The sequence below is a fragment of the Parasphingorhabdus sp. genome (assembly GCF_048269865.1).
In the GTDB taxonomy this organism is placed as follows: domain Bacteria; phylum Pseudomonadota; class Alphaproteobacteria; order Sphingomonadales; family Sphingomonadaceae; genus Parasphingorhabdus.
The window spans coordinates 17,848-36,930 of sequence record NZ_JBLWUA010000002.1 but is presented as its reverse complement, the minus strand read 5'-3'; the positions used below and the strand labels follow the sequence as shown (position 1 = coordinate 36,930).

Annotated in this window: 20 protein-coding genes; 11 read left to right on the top strand and 9 right to left on the bottom strand. The window is 57.0% G+C overall.

Going from position 1 to position 19,083, the window contains the following annotated elements; genetic code table 11:
* Positions 1-37: 37 nt before the first annotated feature.
* From rpoD to ACN0WW_RS02460, 4 genes are all read right to left on the bottom strand, one after another.
* Positions 38-2,047, bottom strand: coding sequence for an RNA polymerase sigma factor RpoD (rpoD, locus tag ACN0WW_RS02475; protein WP_417609051.1), 2,010 nt, complete (start codon positions 2,045-2,047; stop codon positions 38-40).
* A 23-nt stretch (positions 2,048-2,070) separates the two neighbouring features.
* On the bottom strand, positions 2,071-3,939 hold the full coding sequence (gene dnaG, locus ACN0WW_RS02470; RefSeq protein ID WP_417609049.1) for a DNA primase: 1,869 nt from the start codon (positions 3,937-3,939) through the stop codon (positions 2,071-2,073).
* Complete coding sequence (locus ACN0WW_RS02465; RefSeq protein WP_417609047.1) at positions 3,936-4,331, bottom strand: GIY-YIG nuclease family protein; 396 nt, start codon at positions 4,329-4,331, stop codon at positions 3,936-3,938. The genes dnaG and ACN0WW_RS02465 overlap by 4 nt, the downstream gene beginning before the upstream one ends.
* Before the next feature lie 98 nt (positions 4,332-4,429).
* Entirely contained in the window at positions 4,430-4,882 is a 453-nt protein-coding gene (locus ACN0WW_RS02460; protein WP_417609045.1) for a GatB/YqeY domain-containing protein, read from the bottom strand.
* 132 nt (positions 4,883-5,014) lie between these two features.
* Between ACN0WW_RS02460 and carA the strand changes: the two genes are divergently transcribed.
* The 7 genes from carA (at position 5,015) to ACN0WW_RS02425 (ending at position 12,522) form a co-directional block, all read left to right on the top strand.
* Positions 5,015-6,208 (top strand): glutamine-hydrolyzing carbamoyl-phosphate synthase small subunit, encoded by a 1,194-nt coding sequence (carA, locus tag ACN0WW_RS02455; RefSeq protein ID WP_417609043.1) that lies wholly within the window; start codon positions 5,015-5,017, stop codon positions 6,206-6,208.
* Positions 6,205-6,873 carry a hypothetical protein gene (locus ACN0WW_RS02450; RefSeq protein WP_417609041.1) on the top strand — a complete coding sequence of 223 codons (669 nt, stop codon included), beginning with the start codon at positions 6,205-6,207 and terminating at the stop codon, positions 6,871-6,873. The genes carA and ACN0WW_RS02450 overlap by 4 nt, the downstream gene beginning before the upstream one ends.
* A 49-nt stretch (positions 6,874-6,922) precedes the next feature.
* Positions 6,923-7,300: a ribonuclease E inhibitor RraB gene (locus tag ACN0WW_RS02445; protein ID WP_417609039.1), complete on the top strand. Its 378-nt coding sequence runs from the start codon at positions 6,923-6,925 to the stop codon at positions 7,298-7,300.
* Positions 7,297-7,950, top strand: coding sequence for a hypothetical protein (locus ACN0WW_RS02440; RefSeq protein ID WP_417609037.1), 654 nt, complete (start codon positions 7,297-7,299; stop codon positions 7,948-7,950). Before ACN0WW_RS02445 ends, ACN0WW_RS02440 begins: the two co-directional genes overlap by 4 nt.
* On the top strand, positions 7,951-11,286 hold the full coding sequence (carB, locus tag ACN0WW_RS02435) for a carbamoyl-phosphate synthase large subunit (RefSeq protein ID WP_417609035.1): 3,336 nt from the start codon (positions 7,951-7,953) through the stop codon (positions 11,284-11,286). It begins immediately after the preceding gene.
* Between the two features lie 115 nt (positions 11,287-11,401).
* Positions 11,402-11,875, top strand: a complete 474-nt coding sequence (gene greA, locus ACN0WW_RS02430) for a transcription elongation factor GreA (protein ID WP_417609033.1) — start codon at positions 11,402-11,404, stop codon at positions 11,873-11,875.
* Positions 11,876-11,880: 5 nt separating this feature from the next.
* Complete coding sequence (locus ACN0WW_RS02425) at positions 11,881-12,522, top strand: rhomboid family intramembrane serine protease (protein ID WP_417609031.1); 642 nt, start codon at positions 11,881-11,883, stop codon at positions 12,520-12,522.
* Here ACN0WW_RS02425 and ACN0WW_RS02420 read toward each other — a convergent pair.
* From ACN0WW_RS02420 to ACN0WW_RS02400, 5 genes are all read right to left on the bottom strand, one after another.
* Positions 12,519-12,755, bottom strand: coding sequence for a DUF4170 domain-containing protein (locus tag ACN0WW_RS02420; RefSeq protein ID WP_417609029.1), 237 nt, complete (start codon positions 12,753-12,755; stop codon positions 12,519-12,521). The two genes, ACN0WW_RS02425 and ACN0WW_RS02420, sit on opposite strands and share 4 nt — an antisense overlap.
* Positions 12,752-13,291, bottom strand: a complete 540-nt coding sequence (locus ACN0WW_RS02415; RefSeq protein WP_417609027.1) for a DUF883 family protein — start codon at positions 13,289-13,291, stop codon at positions 12,752-12,754. Before ACN0WW_RS02415 ends, ACN0WW_RS02420 begins: the two co-directional genes overlap by 4 nt.
* Positions 13,292-13,294: 3 nt before the next feature.
* Entirely contained in the window at positions 13,295-13,615 is a 321-nt protein-coding gene (locus ACN0WW_RS02410) for a hypothetical protein (protein WP_417609025.1), read from the bottom strand.
* Positions 13,616-13,617: 2 nt separating this feature from the next.
* Positions 13,618-14,001, bottom strand: coding sequence for a phage holin family protein (locus ACN0WW_RS02405; RefSeq protein WP_417609023.1), 384 nt, complete (start codon positions 13,999-14,001; stop codon positions 13,618-13,620).
* A 62-nt stretch (positions 14,002-14,063) separates the two neighbouring features.
* The gene (locus ACN0WW_RS02400; protein WP_417609021.1) at positions 14,064-14,585 is read right to left on the bottom strand and encodes a hypothetical protein; all 522 of its coding nucleotides are present in this window, start codon (positions 14,583-14,585) and stop codon (positions 14,064-14,066) included.
* Positions 14,586-14,788: 203 nt separating this feature from the next.
* On the opposite strand from ACN0WW_RS02400, the gene eno reads away from it, so the two are divergent.
* From eno to ACN0WW_RS02380, 4 genes are all read left to right on the top strand, one after another.
* Positions 14,789-16,063, top strand: a complete 1,275-nt coding sequence (gene eno, locus ACN0WW_RS02395; protein WP_417609019.1) for a phosphopyruvate hydratase — start codon at positions 14,789-14,791, stop codon at positions 16,061-16,063.
* 101 nt (positions 16,064-16,164) lie between these two features.
* On the top strand, positions 16,165-16,476 hold the full coding sequence (locus tag ACN0WW_RS02390) for an FtsB family cell division protein (protein ID WP_417609018.1): 312 nt from the start codon (positions 16,165-16,167) through the stop codon (positions 16,474-16,476).
* Between the two features lie 82 nt (positions 16,477-16,558).
* Positions 16,559-17,680 (top strand): pyruvate dehydrogenase (acetyl-transferring) E1 component subunit alpha, encoded by a 1,122-nt coding sequence (gene pdhA / locus ACN0WW_RS02385; protein ID WP_417609728.1) that lies wholly within the window; start codon positions 16,559-16,561, stop codon positions 17,678-17,680.
* A complete protein-coding gene (locus tag ACN0WW_RS02380; protein WP_417609016.1) occupies positions 17,680-19,083 on the top strand; it encodes a pyruvate dehydrogenase complex E1 component subunit beta in 1,404 nt (467 codons plus the stop codon). The genes pdhA and ACN0WW_RS02380 overlap by 1 nt, the downstream gene beginning before the upstream one ends.

Below are 19,083 nucleotides of genomic sequence, written 5' to 3'. Positions count from 1 at the left end.
ATTTACAAACCATAGCGGCCAGCCGCTGATCTGCAGATTATTGATCCAGGAAACTCCGCATTTTGCGACTGCGGCTTGGATGCTTCAGCTTTCTGAGTGCCTTCGCTTCAATCTGCCGGATACGCTCGCGGGTCACGCTGAATTGCTGGCCGACTTCCTCGAGTGTGTGATCGGTGTTCATACCGATGCCGAAGCGCATACGCAGCACGCGTTCCTCACGCGGGGTGAGGCTGGCGAGTACGCGCGTGACCGTTTCCTTGAGGTTGGCCTGAATGGCCGCGTCAACCGGGATGATCGCATTCTTGTCCTCGATGAAATCGCCCAAGTGCGAATCTTCCTCGTCGCCGATCGGCGTTTCGAGGCTGATCGGCTCCTTGGCGATCTTCATCACCTTGCGCACTTTTTCGAGCGGCATGGAAAGGCGCTCGGCCATTTCTTCAGGCGTGGGCTCGCGGCCCTGCTCGTGGAGGAACTGGCGGCTGGTGCGGACCAGCTTGTTGATCGTCTCGATCATATGGACCGGGATACGGATCGTACGCGCCTGATCGGCAATCGAGCGGGTGATCGCCTGCCTGATCCACCATGTGGCGTAGGTGGAGAACTTGTAGCCGCGACGATATTCGAACTTGTCGACCGCCTTCATCAGGCCGATATTGCCTTCCTGAATGAGATCAAGGAATTGCAGGCCGCGATTGGTGTATTTCTTGGCGATGGAAATCACCAGGCGCAGGTTGGCCTCGACCATTTCCTTCTTGGCAATACGTGCTTCGCGCTCGCCCTTCTGCACCATGTTGACGATGCGGCGGAATTCCACCAGCGAGGTGCCAGTGGCATTGGCTATATCGGAAATTTCAGCCCGGATGCGATCCACCGCGTCGGCTTCTTTCTCGACAAAGGCAGCCCATTTCTTGTCGGTCTTGGCCATGCTGGCGAGCCAGTTGTCGTCCAGTTCGTTGCCAACATAGCTTTCCAGGAAAGCGCGGCGGGGAACTTTGTGGCGCTCTGCGAGGCGCAGCATCTGGCCACCCAAAGTGGTCAGACGGCGGTTGAACGAATAGAGCTGGTCGACCAGAAATTCGATCTTGTTGGCATGAAATTGCACACTTTCGACCAAAGCGGTCAGTTCTTCGCGCAAATCGTGATATTTCTTTTCGGAAGCGGCCGGGAAATCCTTACCCGCCGCCAGCGATTCCAGCCGCGTCGTTTGCAATTTCGAGAATTTCTTGAAGACCGAGGTGATCAGGGCGAATTTTTCCAGCGCGCCTGGCTTCAGGGTTTCTTCCATCTGCGCGAGGGAAAGCGTATTGTCTTCCTCTTCCTCTTCGACGACCCGCTTGGTCCGTCGTTCGGTCAGTTCGGATTCGTCATCATCCTCGCCGTCGGCCGGTTCTTCGTCCTCGACTTCGTCATCGTCCTTGAACGACGGGCCAGCGGTTTTTTCGCTGATTTCGCCGTCATCATCATCTTCATCGTCGAGGTTTTCGGGGACCGGGTCCTTTGAAAGCATGGCGTCGAGATCTAGGATCTCGCGCAACTGCATTTCGCCGTCGTTGAGAGCGGTCGACCATTCGATAATCGCGTTGAAGGTGGTCGGGCTTTCGCACAGACCCCAGATCATGGTGTCGCGGCCGGCTTCGATACGCTTGGCAATGGCGATCTCGCCTTCGCGGCTGAGCAATTCGACGGCACCCATTTCGCGCAGATACATGCGGACCGGGTCGTCGGTGCGATCGGCAGCGGTCTTCTTGGGAGCGGCGGCAGCTGTTTTCTTTTCCTTATCCTTGCCGTCGATCGATTCGACTTCATCGCCGCCCATTTCTTCGGCAGCTTCCTCGTCATTCTCGACGATCCGCACACCCATTTCAGAGATGGCGGACATAACGTCCTCGATCTGTTCGTTCTGGTCCTGGGGCAGGGCTTCGTTCAACTCGTCGATCGTCAGGTAACCGCGCTTCTTGCCTTTGGCGATCAGCTTTTTGATCGCGCTGTCGTTGAGATCGATCAATGGTTCGTCTTCGGCTTTGGAATTTTTTGCTTTACTTGCCAATGGCTCAGGCCCCTAATTTAAAACTACACTGTGTCGTCGATCTGGGTCAGGTCGACCAACCGCTCATGAAATAACTGCTTTGCTTTGCGAAGGCGCTGCTGCTCGGCATAACTTTCTTCCGTAAGATCGTCCTGCACTCGCCGTGTTGCTTCCGCGAGAGCCGCTTCCAGTCCGGGGCGCGCCGTCACCACCTTAATCGCTTCTGCCAAATCCCGATGCGCCCGTTCGATCAAAAGCGAAGGGGCATCGTCTGGCAGCTTGCGGTTGAAAGTGAAATTCAGCGCATCGGCCCGTAACAGCCCTTTTGCGACATTATAACAATCTGTCTTCTCCAATATGGTAAGAAGGCCCTGCATATCAAGCGTTTCTTTGGTCATCGCGATATTGATCAATTCGCCGAGCAAGGCCTGCAATTGCGAGTCGGCAAGTTTGAACGCGCTGAGCTCTTCGAAATGCCCGGAAATCCGGTTGGGATGTCGGATCAGGCCGCCCAAAATGCCTTTGGCAATCTGCAGGTCATAGCCTTCGAGCAAAAAGCTCTTGGTGTCGTCCATCGGCGTGTATGAGACAAATTTTGACGGGAATTTACGATTGCTGTTCTGGAAATTCTGACGCTGCGGACGATTGTCCTTCCTGGCGAAAAAGGCCTCTTGATAGCGTTCGTCGAATGCCTGACGATAGTGCCGGGCAATGTCCTGGTCGGCTATCGCGGTGACATGATCGGCAAGACGTTTCTTGAGTCCGGCCTTGGCTTCCGGCGTGTTGAGCGGTTCGGCAGCATATTCCACCTGCCAGATCTTCTCGTCGAGCATCTGTGGTTTCTCGATCAGCGCGGCGAAGGCGTGGGCGCCGTCGGAGCGGATCAGGTCATCGGGATCCTGTCCGGCGGGTAGCGCAATGAAGTTCAGGCTGTGCGCCGGGCGCAATATCGGCAGCGCGCGCAGGGCGGCGCGCATCGCGGCCTTCTGGCCGGCGCTGTCGCCGTCGAAGCAGAGGATCGGGGCCTCTACCATCTTCCAGATACGCTCGATCTGATTCTCTGTAAGAGCGGTGCCGAGCGGCGCGACGACGTCGGCAAAACCGGCCTGGGCCAGAGCGATGGCATCCATATAGCCTTCGACCACCAAAATTCGTCCGGTCTTCCGCGAGGCGGGGGAGGCCTTGTCGAGATTGTAGAGCGTGCGGCCCTTGTCGAACAGGGGCGTGTCGGGAGAATTGAGATATTTCGGCTCGCCATCGCCCAATATCCGGCCACCGAAGGCAATCACCCGGCCGCGCGGATCGCGGATCGGGATCATCAGGCGGCCGCGGAACCGGTCATAGGGCTCCTTGTCATCGACCTTGATCAGCAGACCGGCTTCGATCAGCTGGTCGACCCCGTGGACCGAGAGCGCTTCCTTTAGCCGGCCGCGGGAATCGGGCGCAAAGCCGAAGCCGAACTCGTGGATGGTTTTCTCAGATATGCCGCGGTTCTTCAGATAATCTCTGGCCGCCGCTCCCTCAATGCCGTTGAACTGCGTGACAAACCAGTCCTGCGCCGCCGCCATTACGTCGTGCAGGGTGGCGCGGACTTCCTGCCGCTGGGCCGCTCGCGGATCGGGGGCGGGGACGTCCATCTGCGCTTCGGCGGCAAGATCCTTTACGGCGTCCATGAAGCCAAGACCGCGCTGCTCGGTCATCCAGCTGATCGCATCGCCATGGGCGCCGCAACCGAAGCAGTGGTAAAAGCCCTTTTCGTCGTTGATAGTGAAGCTGGGGGTCTTCTCATTGTGGAACGGGCAGCAGGCCTTATATTCGCGGCCTGCTTTCTGGACCTTTACCGTGCGGCCGATCAGAGTCGACAGGGTGATACGGGAGCGTAACTGTTCGAGCCATTGGGGGGAGAGGGTCATTGCGTGATCCCGGTGTCTCGACTTCGCTCGACACGAACGGTTTTTCGCTCGGTACGAACGGCTTCTGGCCCGCCATTCTCGCCGTTCGTCTCGAGCGAAGTCGAGAGACGTTCTTTCGGTGGCTTCGCGAAATAAGACAATTTTTTCCAGTCACCTGCAACAAGAGCGCGTTTTTTGGCCTGGGACCATTTCTTGACGCTTAACTCCGCTGCCAATGCTTCTGCTCGAGTGGGAAAGGTCTCGGACCAGACCAATTCTACAGGTCGTCGTTGGCTCGTGAACTTACAATATCCACCGCTGTCATGTTCCGCTATCCGGCGTTCCAGATCATCCGTATGACCGGTGTAGAACTTGCCATCTGCGCATAACAGCATGTAGGTCCAGAAAGCCAATTACGCGCCTCCCGGGTGTCTCGACTTCGCTCGACACGAACGGACTGAAGTCGCTCGACACGAACGGTGGAGGCCGCCAGTCAGGCCACCGCCGCCAGTCACGCCAGCGCCGCCTTTACCATCGCGCTGGCCTTGCTCATGTCGATTTCGGTGCCGTGGCGTTTTTTCAGTTCGCCCATGACGCGGCCCATGTCCTTCATGCCGTCGGCGCCGAGTTCGGTCTTGATGCCGTCGATCAGTGCGGCGGTTTCTGCTTCGCCGAGCTGGGCGGGGAGGAATTCCTCGATTACCGCCAGTTCCTGTTTTTCGGCTGCGGCCAGTTCGGTGCGGCCGCCGCTTTCGAACATGTCGATGGATTCGCGGCGCTGTTTGGCCATTTTCTGCAGAACGTCGATCAGGATCGCGTCCTCGTCGCGCGCATCATCCTTGTTGCGCAGCTCGATGTCCTTGTCCTTGAACTTTGCCAGGATGCTGCGCGTGGCGGCGGTGCGTTCCTTGTCTCCGGCCTTCATGGCGGCAATTTGCGCGGCTTTCACGGTGTCGCGAATCATGGCGTTCCTCATATTTTTGGAGTAAGCGATCACCATAGCGGGAAGATAATATTTTTCATAGATTGTGACGCCAGAAATCTGGTCCTAGGTCCCATGAAATTTTGCGCCCACGCCAGACCAAAGGAACAGCCCATGACCAATGCCCATCATCCCGACGCTCCCGAGGGTGCAACAGGGATATTGGTATTGGCCGATGGCACGATTGTCTGGGGCAGGGGCTTTGGTGCGACCGGTTCGGCGGTCGGTGAAGTTTGCTTCAACACCGCGATGACCGGCTATCAGGAAGTGATGACCGACCCCAGCTATGCCGGGCAGATCGTCACCTTCACCTTTCCCCATATCGGCAATGTCGGGACCAATGACGAAGATGTCGAGGCGGACAGCCCGCATGCGCTGGGCTGCATCGTCCGCGAGGATGTCACCGTGCCGTCCAATTTCCGCGACCAGAAGCCGTTTGATCAGTGGATGGCGGATAATGGCCGGATCGGCATTTCCGGTGTTGATACGAGGGCTCTGACGCGGCGGATCCGCGAAGCCGGCGCGCCCAATGCGGTGATTGCGCATGATCCGGATGGCCAGTTCGATATCGACGATCTGCTCGCCAAGGCGCGGGCCTGGGCGGGACTGGAAGGCATGGATCTGGCCAAGGTTGTGACCGGCCATCAGACGCAGCTCTGGGACAAGGGCGGCGCCTGGCGGATGGGTCATGGCTATGCGCCGGTGGAAGAAATGGAAGCATCTTTTGATCGTCCGCATGTGGTGGCGATCGACTATGGTGCGAAGCGCAATATCTTCAGAAACCTTGTTAAGGCTGGCGCAAAAGTTACTGTCGTTCCTGCAAAAACCTCCTTTGATGAAATCATGGCGCTGAAGCCGGCGGGCGTGTTTTTGTCCAATGGCCCCGGCGATCCGGCGGCCACCGGCGCATATGCGGTTCCGGTGATCCAGCAGTTGCTGGAGGCTGATATTCCGCTGTTCGGCATCTGCCTTGGCCATCAGATGCTGGCGCTCGCGGCGGGAGCCAAGACGGTCAAGATGCACCAGGGCCACCGCGGCGCCAATCATCCGGTGCAGCGGATCGGCGGCGGCTGGGATGCGACCGAGGGGCTGGTCGAGATCACCAGCATGAACCACGGCTTTGCGGTGGATGGCGACACATTGCCCGACAATGTGCGCGAGACCCACAAGAGCCTGTTCGACGGCAGCAATTGCGGCATCGAGATTATCGGCAAGCGGGCTTTTGGCGTGCAATATCATCCGGAAGCGAGTCCGGGGCCGCAGGACAGTTTTTATCTGTTTGAGAAATTTGTCGGGGGGTTGGCGTGAGCGAACTACTCACATCGTTTCAATATGAAGTCCTCACAACGATGGCGGAGAATTCGGAATCAGCAATAATTCCGAGTTGGCAGTCGTTAAACTCGTTGACACTTCTACTATCTCCTGCCCACTCAATTCCATCAGATAGCCACATTGGTTCCATCCCGGCAAAGTTTCTTGAGACAGTCGAACGTTCTTTGAAAAGTCTCCATTCGCTTCATCTGGTCGACAAACAAGAAGACAGAGATTTTTTTGAAACTGACATCAGGCTGTCGCCGTTATTTTTGCTGATAAAGTTTGTGGATGGCTTCTCACAGTGGCAATCGCAAGCGGTTTCTAAGGTTTTAACCGACCCATCCAACATTATGATAAATTTGAATTCAGATCAGCAACTTACTGATATTAATACCAAATTGATCGATTGTACAGAAGCATTACGGAAATCAAATTTTCTTAGCAGTGCAATGAAGGAAGAGTTATCAAAGACAATCTCTAGTGGATTAGAAAAGCTCAATTCCAAGAAAATTTCACTCTTGACGGTTTGCGGTCTGCTATTGATGCCTCTGTTTGACGCTTATTGTTCAACAGTAGAAAATGTAGTGAAGCCATATTTTGAGATCGCTGCACAAAGTGTAGTTTCCATGATCGCTCCATTGATCGGGACGGCTCTCTAATGCCCAAAACAACTTACATCCCCCCCACCCAAACTACCGGCCCAAACCAATGAGCGTACCGATTGATCCTGCACATCTTGCCGAAGAGTGGGCCATTGATGACGAAATCCTGCAGAATATGGCAGCGGGCGGCGATTTGTCGCATGTTGTGCGCGAGATTAATGTGCAGTTTGTCGGGGCGGTTGCCGATCTCAACAAGCTGAAAAATGACGCGGCGAAATGGGGTTTTCGTTCGGCGACGGTCGCCAATGAGGATGACGAGTGGGTGATCGAGTTGCAGACCGATCTGGACACGAAGCGTGACACGATCCGCGAACTGACCCGCAAATGCCTCGAGATCGAAAGTGAATATGATATCGACCATGATGGCTGGGGCTGTTTTGCGTGTAATGAGAATGGCGAGATTTCCGACGAGAATCCGGCGTGATTGACGAGATTGAACTTCTCGACCAGCTAGAAATTGGGATATTGTCGGCTTTGGATAGCGTTTATGATGATTGTGGTGAGCCAGGTTGGATAAAATTCGAGGATTTGCTGCTTAAACTTGATGACTCGATCATTGAAGCTTCAGATGAACAAAGAGAATTATCTTCTGGGAGTTTGACAGAAAAAGTCGAAAAAGCCGTAGAGAAACTGATTCAAGATGACTTCATCGAAGCATTTGAAGGCCAGCGCCTCCTTGGTAACGGCATTCGACTTACTGGTCACGGAAGCTACTCATTACACGGACCAAATATTCTTGTATCTGACGAACTTGCGATTCAGTCGGCTGAAGCGCCGCTAACCGACTCAGAATTAGACAGCATGGATTGGACAGGTTTGTCCAAATCGGTGTCTTCAGAAGATATAAAGCGAATCCGTGGGGCAGCTAGACAACTAAGAAGTGTCATTGCTCAATCGGACGTTGATAGTTCAACGAGGGATGATGCTTTGAGGCGGGTAGATGCTGTTGTTCATCTTCTTGAAGCGCCTAACGTTCCCTGGAAACAAATTGTTGAAATTCTGAGATCCCCATACCTCAACGCTTTTCTGATCTCGTATGAACTGATCAAATTGATTGTAGGACTTTATAAATAAATGCCCAAAAGAACTGACATAAAATCCATCCTTATCATCGGCGCTGGCCCGATCATTATCGGGCAGGCCTGCGAGTTTGATTACTCGGGTACGCAGGCGTGCAAGGCGCTCAAGGAGGAGGGTTACCGGATCATTCTCGTCAACTCCAACCCGGCGACGATCATGACCGATCCGGAAATGGCGGATGCGACCTATATCGAGCCGATTACGCCGGAAATTGTCGAGAAGATCATCGAGAAGGAACGGCCCGATGCGATCCTGCCGACGATGGGCGGGCAGACGGCGCTGAATACGGCGCTGACGCTGAACAAGCGCGGCGTGCTCGAAAAATATGGCGTGCAGATGATCGGTGCCGATGCCGAGGCGATCGACAAGGCCGAGGATCGCGAGAAGTTCAAGGCGGCGATGGACAAGATCGGGCTCGACAGTCCCCGCAGCGCGGTGGCGCACAGCGAGGAACAGGCGCTGGAGATTCTCGAGGAAATCGGCCTGCCGGCGATCATGCGGCCGAGCTTCACGATGGGCGGGACCGGCGGCGGCGTCGCCTATAACCGCGAGGAATTCGTTCATTATGTGCGGACTTCGCTGGAGGCCTCGCCGACCAACGAGGTGCTGATCGACGAAAGCCTGATCGGCTGGAAGGAATATGAGATGGAGGTTGTTCGCGACAAGGCGGACAATTGCATCATCATCTGCTCGATCGAGAATGTCGACCCGATGGGCGTGCATACCGGCGACAGCATCACCGTCGCGCCGGCGCTGACCCTGACCGACAAGGAATATCAGGTCATGCGCAATGCCAGCATCGCGGTGCTGCGCGAAATCGGCGTGGAGACGGGCGGGTCGAACGTGCAGTTCGCGGTCAATCCGAAGGATGGCCGGCTGGTCGTGATCGAGATGAATCCGCGGGTATCGCGCTCCTCGGCGCTCGCTTCCAAGGCAACCGGCTTTCCGATTGCCAGCGTCGCGGCCCGGCTGGCGGTCGGCTATACGCTCGACGAGATCGACAATGACATCACCGGTGCCACCCCGGCCTCGTTCGAGCCGACGATCGACTATATCGTCACCAAGATTCCGCGCTTTGCCTTTGAGAAGTTCAAGGGCGCCGAGCCGCTCCTGTCCACCGCGATGAAGTCGGTTGGCGAAGTCATGGCGATTGGCCGCAATATCCATGAATCGCTGCAGAAAGCGCTGCGCGGTCTGGAAACCGGGCTCGACGGTTTCAACCGGGTGCACGAGTTGATCGGTGCGCCGCGGGACGAAATCGCCGCCGAACTGGCGCGGGCGACCCCGGAGCGGTTGCTGGTCGCTGCGCAGGCGATGCGCGAAGGCTTTACCGATGCCGAGATCCACGCGATCGCCGGTTTTGATCCCTGGTTCCTGGCGCGGATCCGGGAAATTATCGACGCCGAGCAAGACGTTCTGGACAATGGCTTGCCCAATGGTGCGCAGGCGCTGCGCAAGCTGAAATCGATGGGCTTTTCCGATCAGCGGCTGGCCAAGCTGGCGATTGACTCGGTCCATGTCGCAGGCGGGGCAGGGCGCGCGGTCGCGGAAAGCCACGGTCTGGTGCATGACGCGCTGGCTGCGATGGCGGGGGCGACGACTGAAGCCGATGTTCGCGCGCTGCGCCACAAGCTGGGCGTGCGGCCGGTGTTCAAGCGGATCGATACCTGTGCGGCTGAATTTGAAGCGAAGACGCCCTATATGTATTCGACCTATGAAGCGCCGATCTTTGGTGCGCCGGAATGCGAGGCGCAGCCGTCGGATCGCAAGAAGATCGTCATTCTGGGCGGTGGGCCGAACCGGATTGGGCAGGGGATCGAATTTGACTATTGCTGCTGCCACGCCTGTTTCGCGCTGTCGGATGCGGGCTATGAAACGATCATGGTCAACTGCAACCCGGAAACCGTGTCGACTGATTATGACACGTCCGACCGGCTCTATTTCGAACCGCTGACCGCAGAAGATGTGCTCGAAATCCTACACGTCGAGCAGCAGTCGGGCGAACTGGTCGGCGTCGTCGTGCAATTTGGCGGGCAGACGCCACTGAAGCTGGCGCAGGCGCTGGAAGACGCCGGGATTCCGATCCTCGGCACCTCGCCGGACGCAATCGATCTGGCCGAGGACCGCGAGCGCTTTGCCAAGCTGGTCCACAAGCTGAAACTGAAGCAGCCGGACAATGGCATGGCCCGGACCCGCGACGAAGCGGTGAAGATCGCCGAACGGATCGGCTATCCGGTGCTGCTGCGGCCAAGCTTCGTGCTCGGCGGTCGGGCGATGGAAATTGTCGACGGACCGGCGCAGCTGGAAGATTATATCAATACCGCAGTGCAGGTGTCGGGCGACAGTCCGGTGCTGGTCGACCAATATCTGCGCGATGCGATCGAGGTCGATGTCGACGCGATCTGCGACGGCGACGAGGCGGTGGTCTGCGGCGTGCTGCAGCATATCGAGGAAGCCGGAGTCCATTCGGGCGACAGCGCCTGCTCGATTCCGCCTTATAATCTTAGCGACGAGATCATCGCGGAAATGGAGCGGCAGACCGAGGCGCTGGCCTTTGGTCTGAAAGTGCGCGGCCTGATGAACATCCAGTTCGCGGTCAAGGATGGCGAGGTCTATCTGATCGAGGTCAATCCTAGGGCGAGCCGGACGGTGCCGTTCGTCGCCAAGGCGATCGGTGTACCGATTGCCAAGATCGCCTCGCGGGTGATGGCGGGCGAGAAGCTGAAGGACCTGCCCGTGATCGACCGGCATATCGACTATATCGCGGTCAAGGAAGCGGTGTTCCCGTTCGCCCGTTTCCCCGGCATCGACCCGATCCTGTCTCCGGAAATGAAATCGACCGGCGAAGTGATGGGCATCGACCAGAGCTTCCCGATTGCCTTTGCCAAGGCGCAAATGGGGGCAAGCAACATGCTGCCCGACAGTGGCACGATCTTCATATCGGTCAAGGAAACCGACAAGAAGGTCATCGAACCGGCGGCTCGTCTGGCCGAGAAGCTGGGCTTCCGCCTGATCGCCACTTCCGGCACCGCACAATATCTGGCGGACAAGGGGATCAAGGTGGAGACGGTGAACAAGGTTGCCGAAGGGCGTCCGCATATTGTCGACCGGATCAAGGATGGCGACATCAACCTGATCTTCAACACCACCGAAGGCTGGCAGTCGCTGAAAGACTCCAAATCGATCCGGGCGGCGGCGCTGATTGGCAAAATTCCGATCTATACAACCGCTACTGCGAGCAACGCGGCGATGCAGGCGATTGAGGCGCTGCGCGATCAGAGTCTTGAAGTTCGCGCGTTACAGTCCTATTATAGGGCTTCGCAGACGTAATTTTCCGACATTTTGTCACACTGCGGGCGACCTTGGAGAACGGGGTCGTCGGAAAACGGTATTTGACGCCGCACGGCAGAAATCGGCGGCGTATAAGTAAGGAAAGGCCAAATAAATGGCTGTTGAAAAAGTACCAATGCTCGTCGAAGGCCATCTGCAAATGGAGGCCGAACTCAAGGCGCTGAAGGCAGAACGGCCGATCATCGTCGACGCGATCGAAACCGCGCGGGCGCATGGCGACCTTTCGGAAAATGCCGAATATCATGCCGCCAAGGAACGGCAGGGCCAGGTCGAGGCAACGATTAGCGATCTTGAGGACAAATTGTCGCGCGCGCAGGTCATTGATCCCAAGACTCTGTCGGGTGACAAGGCCGTGTTCGGCGCAACGCTGACCTTGCTCGATGAAGATGACAAGCCGGTCAAATATCAGCTGGTCGGGCAGGCGGAAGCCGATGCCAAGGCCGGCAAAATCAGCTATAATTCGCCGATTGGCCGGGCCCTGATCGGCCGCAGCGTCGGTGACGAGATCGAAGTGACGGTGCCGTCTGGCGACAAATATTTCCTGCTAGACAAGATCGAGTTCATCTAAACCCGATGCATATGCCGCCGGGAAAGCTTACCAACGGGCTGATCATCGCCAATGTGGTGATTTACCTGGTGATCTGGATTTTCGGTTGGGAGCAGGACGCATTGTTGCGCGGCGGCATGTTTCCGATCCGGCTGAGCGATCCTTCGCTAGACCTGTCGGTGCATGGCTGGCTGGTGCCGGCCTGGTTGACGCCGCTTTCATCGGCGTTCCTGCACAGCGGGTTGCTCCATATCAGTTTTAACATGCTGATGCTGTTATTCTGTGGCCGCTTTGTCGAGCAGGCGCTGGGGCCAGGCCTGATGGCCATTCTCTATGTCGCGGGTGCCTATGCCGCAGCGTTCGCGCAAAGCGCCGCCGACAGCAGTTCGATGGTGCCGATGGTTGGTGCCAGTGGCGCCATATCGGCGATATTGGGCGCCTATGCGCTGCTGTTTGCGCGCAACCGTGTTGATGCGGTGGGACCGATCCCCGGCCATGTCGTGCGCATCATCTGGCTGACGCTGGCATGGATCGGCATTCAGCTGATGATCGGGGTGGCGAGCAGCGGCAGCCTGCAGGGCATTGCCATTTTTGCGCATATCGGGGGATTTGTCGCTGGTCTGCTGCTTACCAGACCGCTACTCGAATGGCGGTTTCGCAGCGCCTAGAGGTCTTCCGGCAGGTCGGGCTCAAGCAGCTTGTGCAAGTGGACAACGACATATTTCATTTCAGCGTCGTCGACCGTCTGCTGGGCTTTGGAACGCCAGGCTTCCTCGGCTTCCTCATAGTCCGGATAGACGCCGACCAGATCCAGCTGGTCGAGATTGACAAACTCGATCCCGCGGGGGTCTTTGACCCGTCCGCCCATGACCAGATGAATTTTGCTGCGTTGTTCGCTCATTTTTTGCCCTGATTATCTTCTTTCACCGCATCCTGTGCTGCGGCCATCGCTGTCTTAGCAGCGTCGATTGCTTTCCCAAACAAATCTTTGAACTGTGAGCGCATATTGTCATTGCTGAAGCCCAGCTGGTCAATCTGTTCGCGGCTGGCGTCTTTTGCGGCCTGATACGCGGTTCGCGCTGTTTCGTTGATTTTGCGGCCCGCGTTGCTGACATATTTGCCTTCTGTTTTGCTTTTCGGCAGCATCATCCCGATCAGGATGCCCAGAGCCGCGCCACCCGCTACGATCGTCAGCGGGCTGTTGGAAATTGTCTCTTCCGATTTGCTGATGGCTTTTTTGGCCGCGTCCCTGGTTGCGGCAACGCTTTCGGTCGCCTTGTCGCGCCCATCGCCGAGCAGCGCCGCGGCCCGCGCCTTGCTTTCCGACATCTTCTCACGTGCCACGACCGACGTCTGCGTCGCTTTTTCTCTGGCCGTTTCGAGACGCTCCCGCGATGCGGCGCGTGCTTTATCGATATTGTCCGTGAGCTTGTTCATAGTCTATTCCTCGATTGCATCTGGCTCGGATGGGTTGCGGTTGGCGATCAGTCTGGCAATGGGTTTGCGCATTGCGATCAGCATGGCCGTCGCCGCCACGGTCGCGCTGAGAACGGGGTTGGCCTTGATCTCGTCGATCGCTTTGCCGCCGGCCTGGCGCACGCTTTTGGAGGCCTTGGTTTTCGCCTCTTCCACCAGATTGGACGGTTTGAACCGTTCTTTGGCGGCGGCGGTTTCGCGCTTCAGATTGGTACGGGCGAGGTCGCGCTCAATGGCGAGGGTGCGCAGATTGAAAATCTCGTCATTATTGGGTGGCATTGTCATTCTCACGCATCATTTTCGTCCAGCGGCAGTTTCTTGGCGGCGTTGACTGCCTTTTTCATCAGGATCGCGGCGATCAGCAGCGCGGTTCCGGTTACGATGGCGGTTGCTGCCACCGGTCCCAGATATTCCGCGATAATCAGCAGCAGGCCCAAAATCAGCGCGATGATCGCCATCGTGCCGCAGATGAGACCGATGCCAAACATGGTCAAAATCCGCTTGGTCGCCGCCATGTTGACCGAAAGCTTGGTCTTGTAATATTCAACCTCGACCAGAGCCAGATTGCGAGCGTCGTCGATCAGGTCGGTGACCTGCTTCGTCAGCGTTTTCGCTTCTTCCTCTTCCGCAATCGAGGCGGCGATTTCATCCGCAAGACGCTCTTCATCCAAAACTGGTGTTTCCTTGTCCTGCAACATCCGTCACCCGTCTGCCTGGTGACGCCCTGTCACATTCATGCGTCGTTATCATCCATGCCCGATTTGATCAGACGCGACACGAGAAAGCCGACCACGGCGGCCGCACCAATCGCGACGGCCGGACTTTTGCGCACGAAGCCGCGAGCGTCTTCAACTATGTCATCAATCTCTTTGGCGTTGAGCTTGTCCGCGAATGAGGAGACGGCGTCCGCAGCGGAACGGGCATAATTGCCATATTTTTCGCCGACATTGTCATCAATGGTTCTGGCGCTGTCCTCGATCATCCGGCTCAGATTTTCGATCGCGTTGCCGGTCCGTTCCTTGCCTTGCGTGGCGGCGGATTTCGCTTTCGTCACGGCGCGCTCTTTGAAATCGGAGCTGGTGTCCGGCGTCGTCGCAGCCGCTTTCGTTGCGCCGGCTTTCAGCGGAGCCGCTTTCTGGGCCTTGGTTGTGCGGACTTCCGAAGTGTCTTTGTTTGCAGCACTTTTCTTGGCGGCGGGTTTTTTCGCCGCGGCCTTAGCCGGTGCCTTTGCGGTTGGTTTCTTGATATCTGCCATGATCACTATTCCCTCTTCTACCTTCTCTTGCCAACGGTCATTAGCAGAAAATGTTCCATTTGTGCCTCTAATCCTATAAAAATGATAGCATCTGCCGGAAAATCAAGGGGAAAGCCGCGACAAAATCGGTGCAATGGATTGCCAGAAGCCGAGCGTCGCGATAAGGCCGTCGCCATCATCTATCTTGTTTCGGAGCCTATTCCATGACTGCAATAATCGATCTTCACGCCCGCCAGATTCTGGACAGCAGGGGAAACCCTACGGTGGAAGTCGATGTCTTGCTGGAAGACGGCAGTTTCGGTCGCGCAGCGGTGCCTTCGGGTGCTTCGACGGGTGCCTATGAGGCGGTTGAATTGCGCGATGGCGACAAGAGCAAATATCTCGGCAAGGGCGTGCTCAAAGCAATTGCAGCGGTCAACGGCGAGATCAAGGATGCGCTGACCGATCTGGACGCCGAAGACCAGGAAGAGCTGGATGCGGCGATGATCACGCTCGACGGAACGGCGAACAAAAGCCGCATCGGCGCGAACGCGATATTGGGTGTCAGCCTCGCGGCGGCGAAGGCCGCAGCCGATGCGCGGGGCCTGCCTTTATACCGCTATGTCGGCGGCGTTTCGGCGCACGTTCTGCCGGTGCCGATGATGAATATCATCAATGGCGGCGAACATGCCGATAATCCAATCGACTTCCAGGAATTCATGGTCATGCCGGTCGGTGCTGACAGCTTGTCAGAGGCGGTCCGCTGGGGTTCGGAAATCTTTCACACGCTGAAGAAGGGGCTGTCCGAAAAAGGACTGGCCACTGCGGTTGGTGACGAAGGCGGGTTCGCGCCCAATCTTGGATCGACCCGCGAAGCGCTCGACTTCATCATGGCATCGATCGAAAAGGCCGGGTTCAAGGTTGGCGACGAAGTGGTGCTGGCGCTCGATTGCGCTGCCACGGAATTTTTCAGGGACGGCAAATATCATATCTCCGGCGAGGACAAGGTGCTGAGCCCGGCGGAAATGTCCGACTATCTGGCTGACCTGTGCCGCGACTATCCGATCAAGTCGATTGAGGACGGCATGTCGGAAGATGATTTTGAAGGCTGGAAGCTGATCACCGACGCGGTCGGTGACAAGGTTCAGCTGGTCGGCGACGATCTGTTCGTGACCAACCCGGAACGCCTGTCGATGGGGATCAAGGACGGTCTGGCCAATTCGCTGCTGGTGAAGGTCAACCAGATCGGAACCTTGTCCGAGACGCTGGCGGCCGTGCGGATGGCGCACAATGCTTCCTATACTGCGGTGATGTCGCACCGGTCTGGCGAGACCGAGGATTCGACCATCGCTGATTTGGCGGTTGCCACCAATTGCGGTCAGATCAAAACAGGAAGTCTGGCGCGGTCGGACCGTCTCGCGAAATATAACCAGCTGATCCGGATTGAAGAAGAGCTGGGTAGCGTTGCCCACTATGCCGGGCGCTCAATTTTCAGCTGATCGCCGGTTGCTCGCTATTGTGAGGCGCTTTGGCGCTGTTACCGCGTAATTATGGTTAAGCCTCTTGCCAGCGAATCACTTTTCTGATTCAAGACCATTATATGGCGCAACGCGGAAAAATAGCAGATCTGGTAAAAGCGGCCCTGGCCCCGGGATTTGCGCTGATGACCTTGCTGGCGATCGCTGGCTATGCTGTGCTTGGCCCTACCGGAATTTTGGCCTGGGGCGACTATCAGGCCCAGCTGGAAATGCGCGGTGTCGAACTGGCCAAGCTGGAAGCCGAACGCGACGCCTTGAAAAACCGGGTGGACCTGCTTGATCCAAAAGGTGCGGACCCTGATTTAATTGGTGAATTGCTGCGCAAGAAGGTGAATGTCGTTCATCCTGACGAGATTATCGTACCTTTGAAATAGCACGTGGCAATGTCGGCAACGCTATTACGATTTGCCGCTATTCGCTGAGTCTAAGTGCTTGGGTAATGGAACTGTTTTGGCTATGCTGGCCGCTCGTCAGAAAAAGGATTCCGCTCGCGTGGCAAAAGCTCCCAGTAAAACCGCACCAGCCAAAAAAACCGCGTCGCCCAAGCGCGCGCCAGCCAAACCAAAGGCCACTGTGCATTCGACCGGTGGATTAAAGGCCCCGATTTACAAAGCGACCAAGGAAGAAATGCTCGATTTCTACGAGCAGATGCTGCTGATCCGGCGCTTCGAAGAGAAGGCGGGCCAGCTATATGGCCTCGGCCTGATTGGTGGATTCTGCCATCTCTATATCGGTCAGGAAGCGGTGGTTACCGGCCTGCAGTCAGCGATCGATCCCGGCAAGGACAGTGTCATTACCGGGTATCGTGACCATGGCCATATGCTGGCCTGCGGAATCGACCCGAATATTGTTATGGCAGAGCTGACCGGTCGTGCGTCCGGCATTTCGAAAGGCAAGGGCGGCTCGATGCACATGTTCTCGGTCGACCATGGTTTCTATGGTGGTCACGGGATCGTTGGCGCGCAGGTCTCGCTCGGCACCGGACTCGCTTTTGCCCATAAATATAAGGAAGATGGCGGCGTCTGCCTGGCGTATTTCGGGGATGGCGCTTCCAATCAGGGGCAGGTCTACGAGAGCTTCAACATGGCGGAGCTCTGGCAGTTGCCGGTGATCTTCGTAATCGAGAATAACCAATATGCGATGGGCACCAGCGTCAACCGGTCTTCTGCCGAGGATCAACTATACCGGCGCGGGGAAAGCTTTCGCATACCCGGCGTGCAGGTCGACGGTATGGACGTGATGGCCGTTCGGGGTGCCGTGGAAGAAGTGCTGAAGGATGTCCGCGGCGGCGGTGGTCCGGTATTGATGGAGCTGAAAACCTATCGCTATCGTGGCCACTCGATGTCCGATCCGGCCAAATATCGCAGCCGGGACGAGGTCCAGGATGTGCGCGAAAAATCCGACCCGATTGAACGGTTGAAGGCGGCCTTGCTGAAAAAGGGCGTCAAGGAAGAAGATTTGAAGGCGCTGGACAAGAAGGTCCGCAAGACTGTGATGGAGGCGGCTGACTTCGCCGAGGAATCGCCGGAGCCGGATCTGTCCGAACTCTATACCAACGTCCTGGTGGAGCAATATTGATGGCTATCGAGATCAAAATGCCCGCCCTGTCGCCGACCATGGAAGAAGGCACGGTGGCCAAATGGTTCGTCAAGGAAGGCGACGAAGTCACGTCCGGTGATATTTTGGCGGAAATCGAAACCGACAAGGCGACGATGGAATTTGAGGCGATTGACGACGGGGTCATTTCGAAGATCCTGGTGGCTGCGGGAACCGACGATGTTGCGGTCGGCACTGTCATTGCCGAAATGGCAGGAGAGGACGAAGAAGCCGAACCCGCGTCCGGCGAAGAACCGGTTTCCGAGACCGGGGACAAGAAGGAATCGAGCGAAAAGGCCGCTGAGCCTGAGAAAAAGGAAGACGCCAAGCCCGAGATCATGGAGGAGGCGCCGCCTCTGCCAGTCTCTCGGGCCGAGGACCCAGCGGTGCCCGATGGCACAAGCATGGTTTCGCTGTCGGTTCGCGAAGCGTTGCGCGATGCCATGGCCGAGGAAATGCGCAAGGACGACACGGTCTTTGTGATGGGCGAAGAAGTTGCGGAATATCAGGGTGCCTACAAGGTTACCCAGGGACTGCTGGAAGAATTTGGTGCGAAACGGGTCATCGACACGCCGATTACCGAACATGGTTTCGCCGGTATCGGTGCTGGCGCCGCGATGGGCGGCCTCAAGCCGATCGTAGAATTCATGACGTTCAATTTCGCCATGCAGGCGATCGACCAGATCATCAATTCTGCGGCCAAGACCAATTATATGTCCGGCGGCCAGATGCGCTGTCCCGTTGTATTCCGCGGCCCCAATGGCGCGGCCTCACGGGTCGGGGCGCAGCATAGCCAGAACTATGGTCCCTGGTATGCATCGGTTCCCGGTCTGGTGGTGATTGCACCCTATGACGCTGCCGATGCGAAGGGCCTGTTGAAAGCGGCCATCCAGACACCCGATCCGGTTGTGTTTCTGGAAAATGAGCTGCTCTATGGCCGCTCGTTCGAAGTGCCGGAGCTAGAGGATTATACCCTGCCGATCGGCAAGGCGCGGATCATCCGTGAGGGCAGCGATGTGACGATTGTCAGCTATTCCATCGGTGTCGGTCTGGCGCTTGAGGCGGCCGACAGTCTGGCGGGTGAGGGCATTGAAGCAGAAGTTATCGATCTGCGGACGCTGCGCCCGCTGGATACGGAGACGGTGCTGAAGAGCCTCGCCAAAACAAACCGGATGGTGGTGGCCGAGGAAGGCTGGCCGACCTGTTCGATCGCAAGCGAAATCATCGCTGTGTGCATGGAGCAGGGCTTTGATGATCTGGATGCTCCGGTGACGCGCGTGACCAACGAAGATGTGCCATTGCCCTATGCGGCGAATCTGGAAAAAGCGGCGCTGGTCGACAGCGCCCGCATCATCGAAGCCGCAAAAAAAGTCTGTTATCGGTGA

Coding starts and splice junctions, on each gene's coding strand:
- ACN0WW_RS02380 (WP_417609016.1), top strand. CDS start 17,680: ATGGCTATCGAGATCAAAATGCCCGCCCTGTCGCCGACCATGGAAGAA.
- ACN0WW_RS02390 (WP_417609018.1), top strand. CDS start 16,165: ATGGCGCAACGCGGAAAAATAGCAGATCTGGTAAAAGCGGCCCTGGCC.
- greA (WP_417609033.1), top strand. CDS start 11,402: ATGGCTGTTGAAAAAGTACCAATGCTCGTCGAAGGCCATCTGCAAATG.
- ACN0WW_RS02420 (WP_417609029.1), bottom strand. CDS start 12,755: ATGAGCGAACAACGCAGCAAAATTCATCTGGTCATGGGCGGACGGGTC.
- carB (WP_417609035.1), top strand. CDS start 7,951: ATGCCCAAAAGAACTGACATAAAATCCATCCTTATCATCGGCGCTGGC.
- eno (WP_417609019.1), top strand. CDS start 14,789: ATGACTGCAATAATCGATCTTCACGCCCGCCAGATTCTGGACAGCAGG.
- carA (WP_417609043.1), top strand. CDS start 5,015: ATGACCAATGCCCATCATCCCGACGCTCCCGAGGGTGCAACAGGGATA.
- ACN0WW_RS02415 (WP_417609027.1), bottom strand. CDS start 13,291: ATGAACAAGCTCACGGACAATATCGATAAAGCACGCGCCGCATCGCGG.
- ACN0WW_RS02445 (WP_417609039.1), top strand. CDS start 6,923: ATGAGCGTACCGATTGATCCTGCACATCTTGCCGAAGAGTGGGCCATT.
- ACN0WW_RS02460 (WP_417609045.1), bottom strand. CDS start 4,882: ATGATTCGCGACACCGTGAAAGCCGCGCAAATTGCCGCCATGAAGGCC.
- ACN0WW_RS02410 (WP_417609025.1), bottom strand. CDS start 13,615: ATGACAATGCCACCCAATAATGACGAGATTTTCAATCTGCGCACCCTC.
- ACN0WW_RS02425 (WP_417609031.1), top strand. CDS start 11,881: ATGCATATGCCGCCGGGAAAGCTTACCAACGGGCTGATCATCGCCAAT.
- dnaG (WP_417609049.1), bottom strand. CDS start 3,939: ATGACCCTCTCCCCCCAATGGCTCGAACAGTTACGCTCCCGTATCACC.
- pdhA (WP_417609728.1), top strand. CDS start 16,559: ATGCTGGCCGCTCGTCAGAAAAAGGATTCCGCTCGCGTGGCAAAAGCT.
- ACN0WW_RS02400 (WP_417609021.1), bottom strand. CDS start 14,585: ATGGCAGATATCAAGAAACCAACCGCAAAGGCACCGGCTAAGGCCGCG.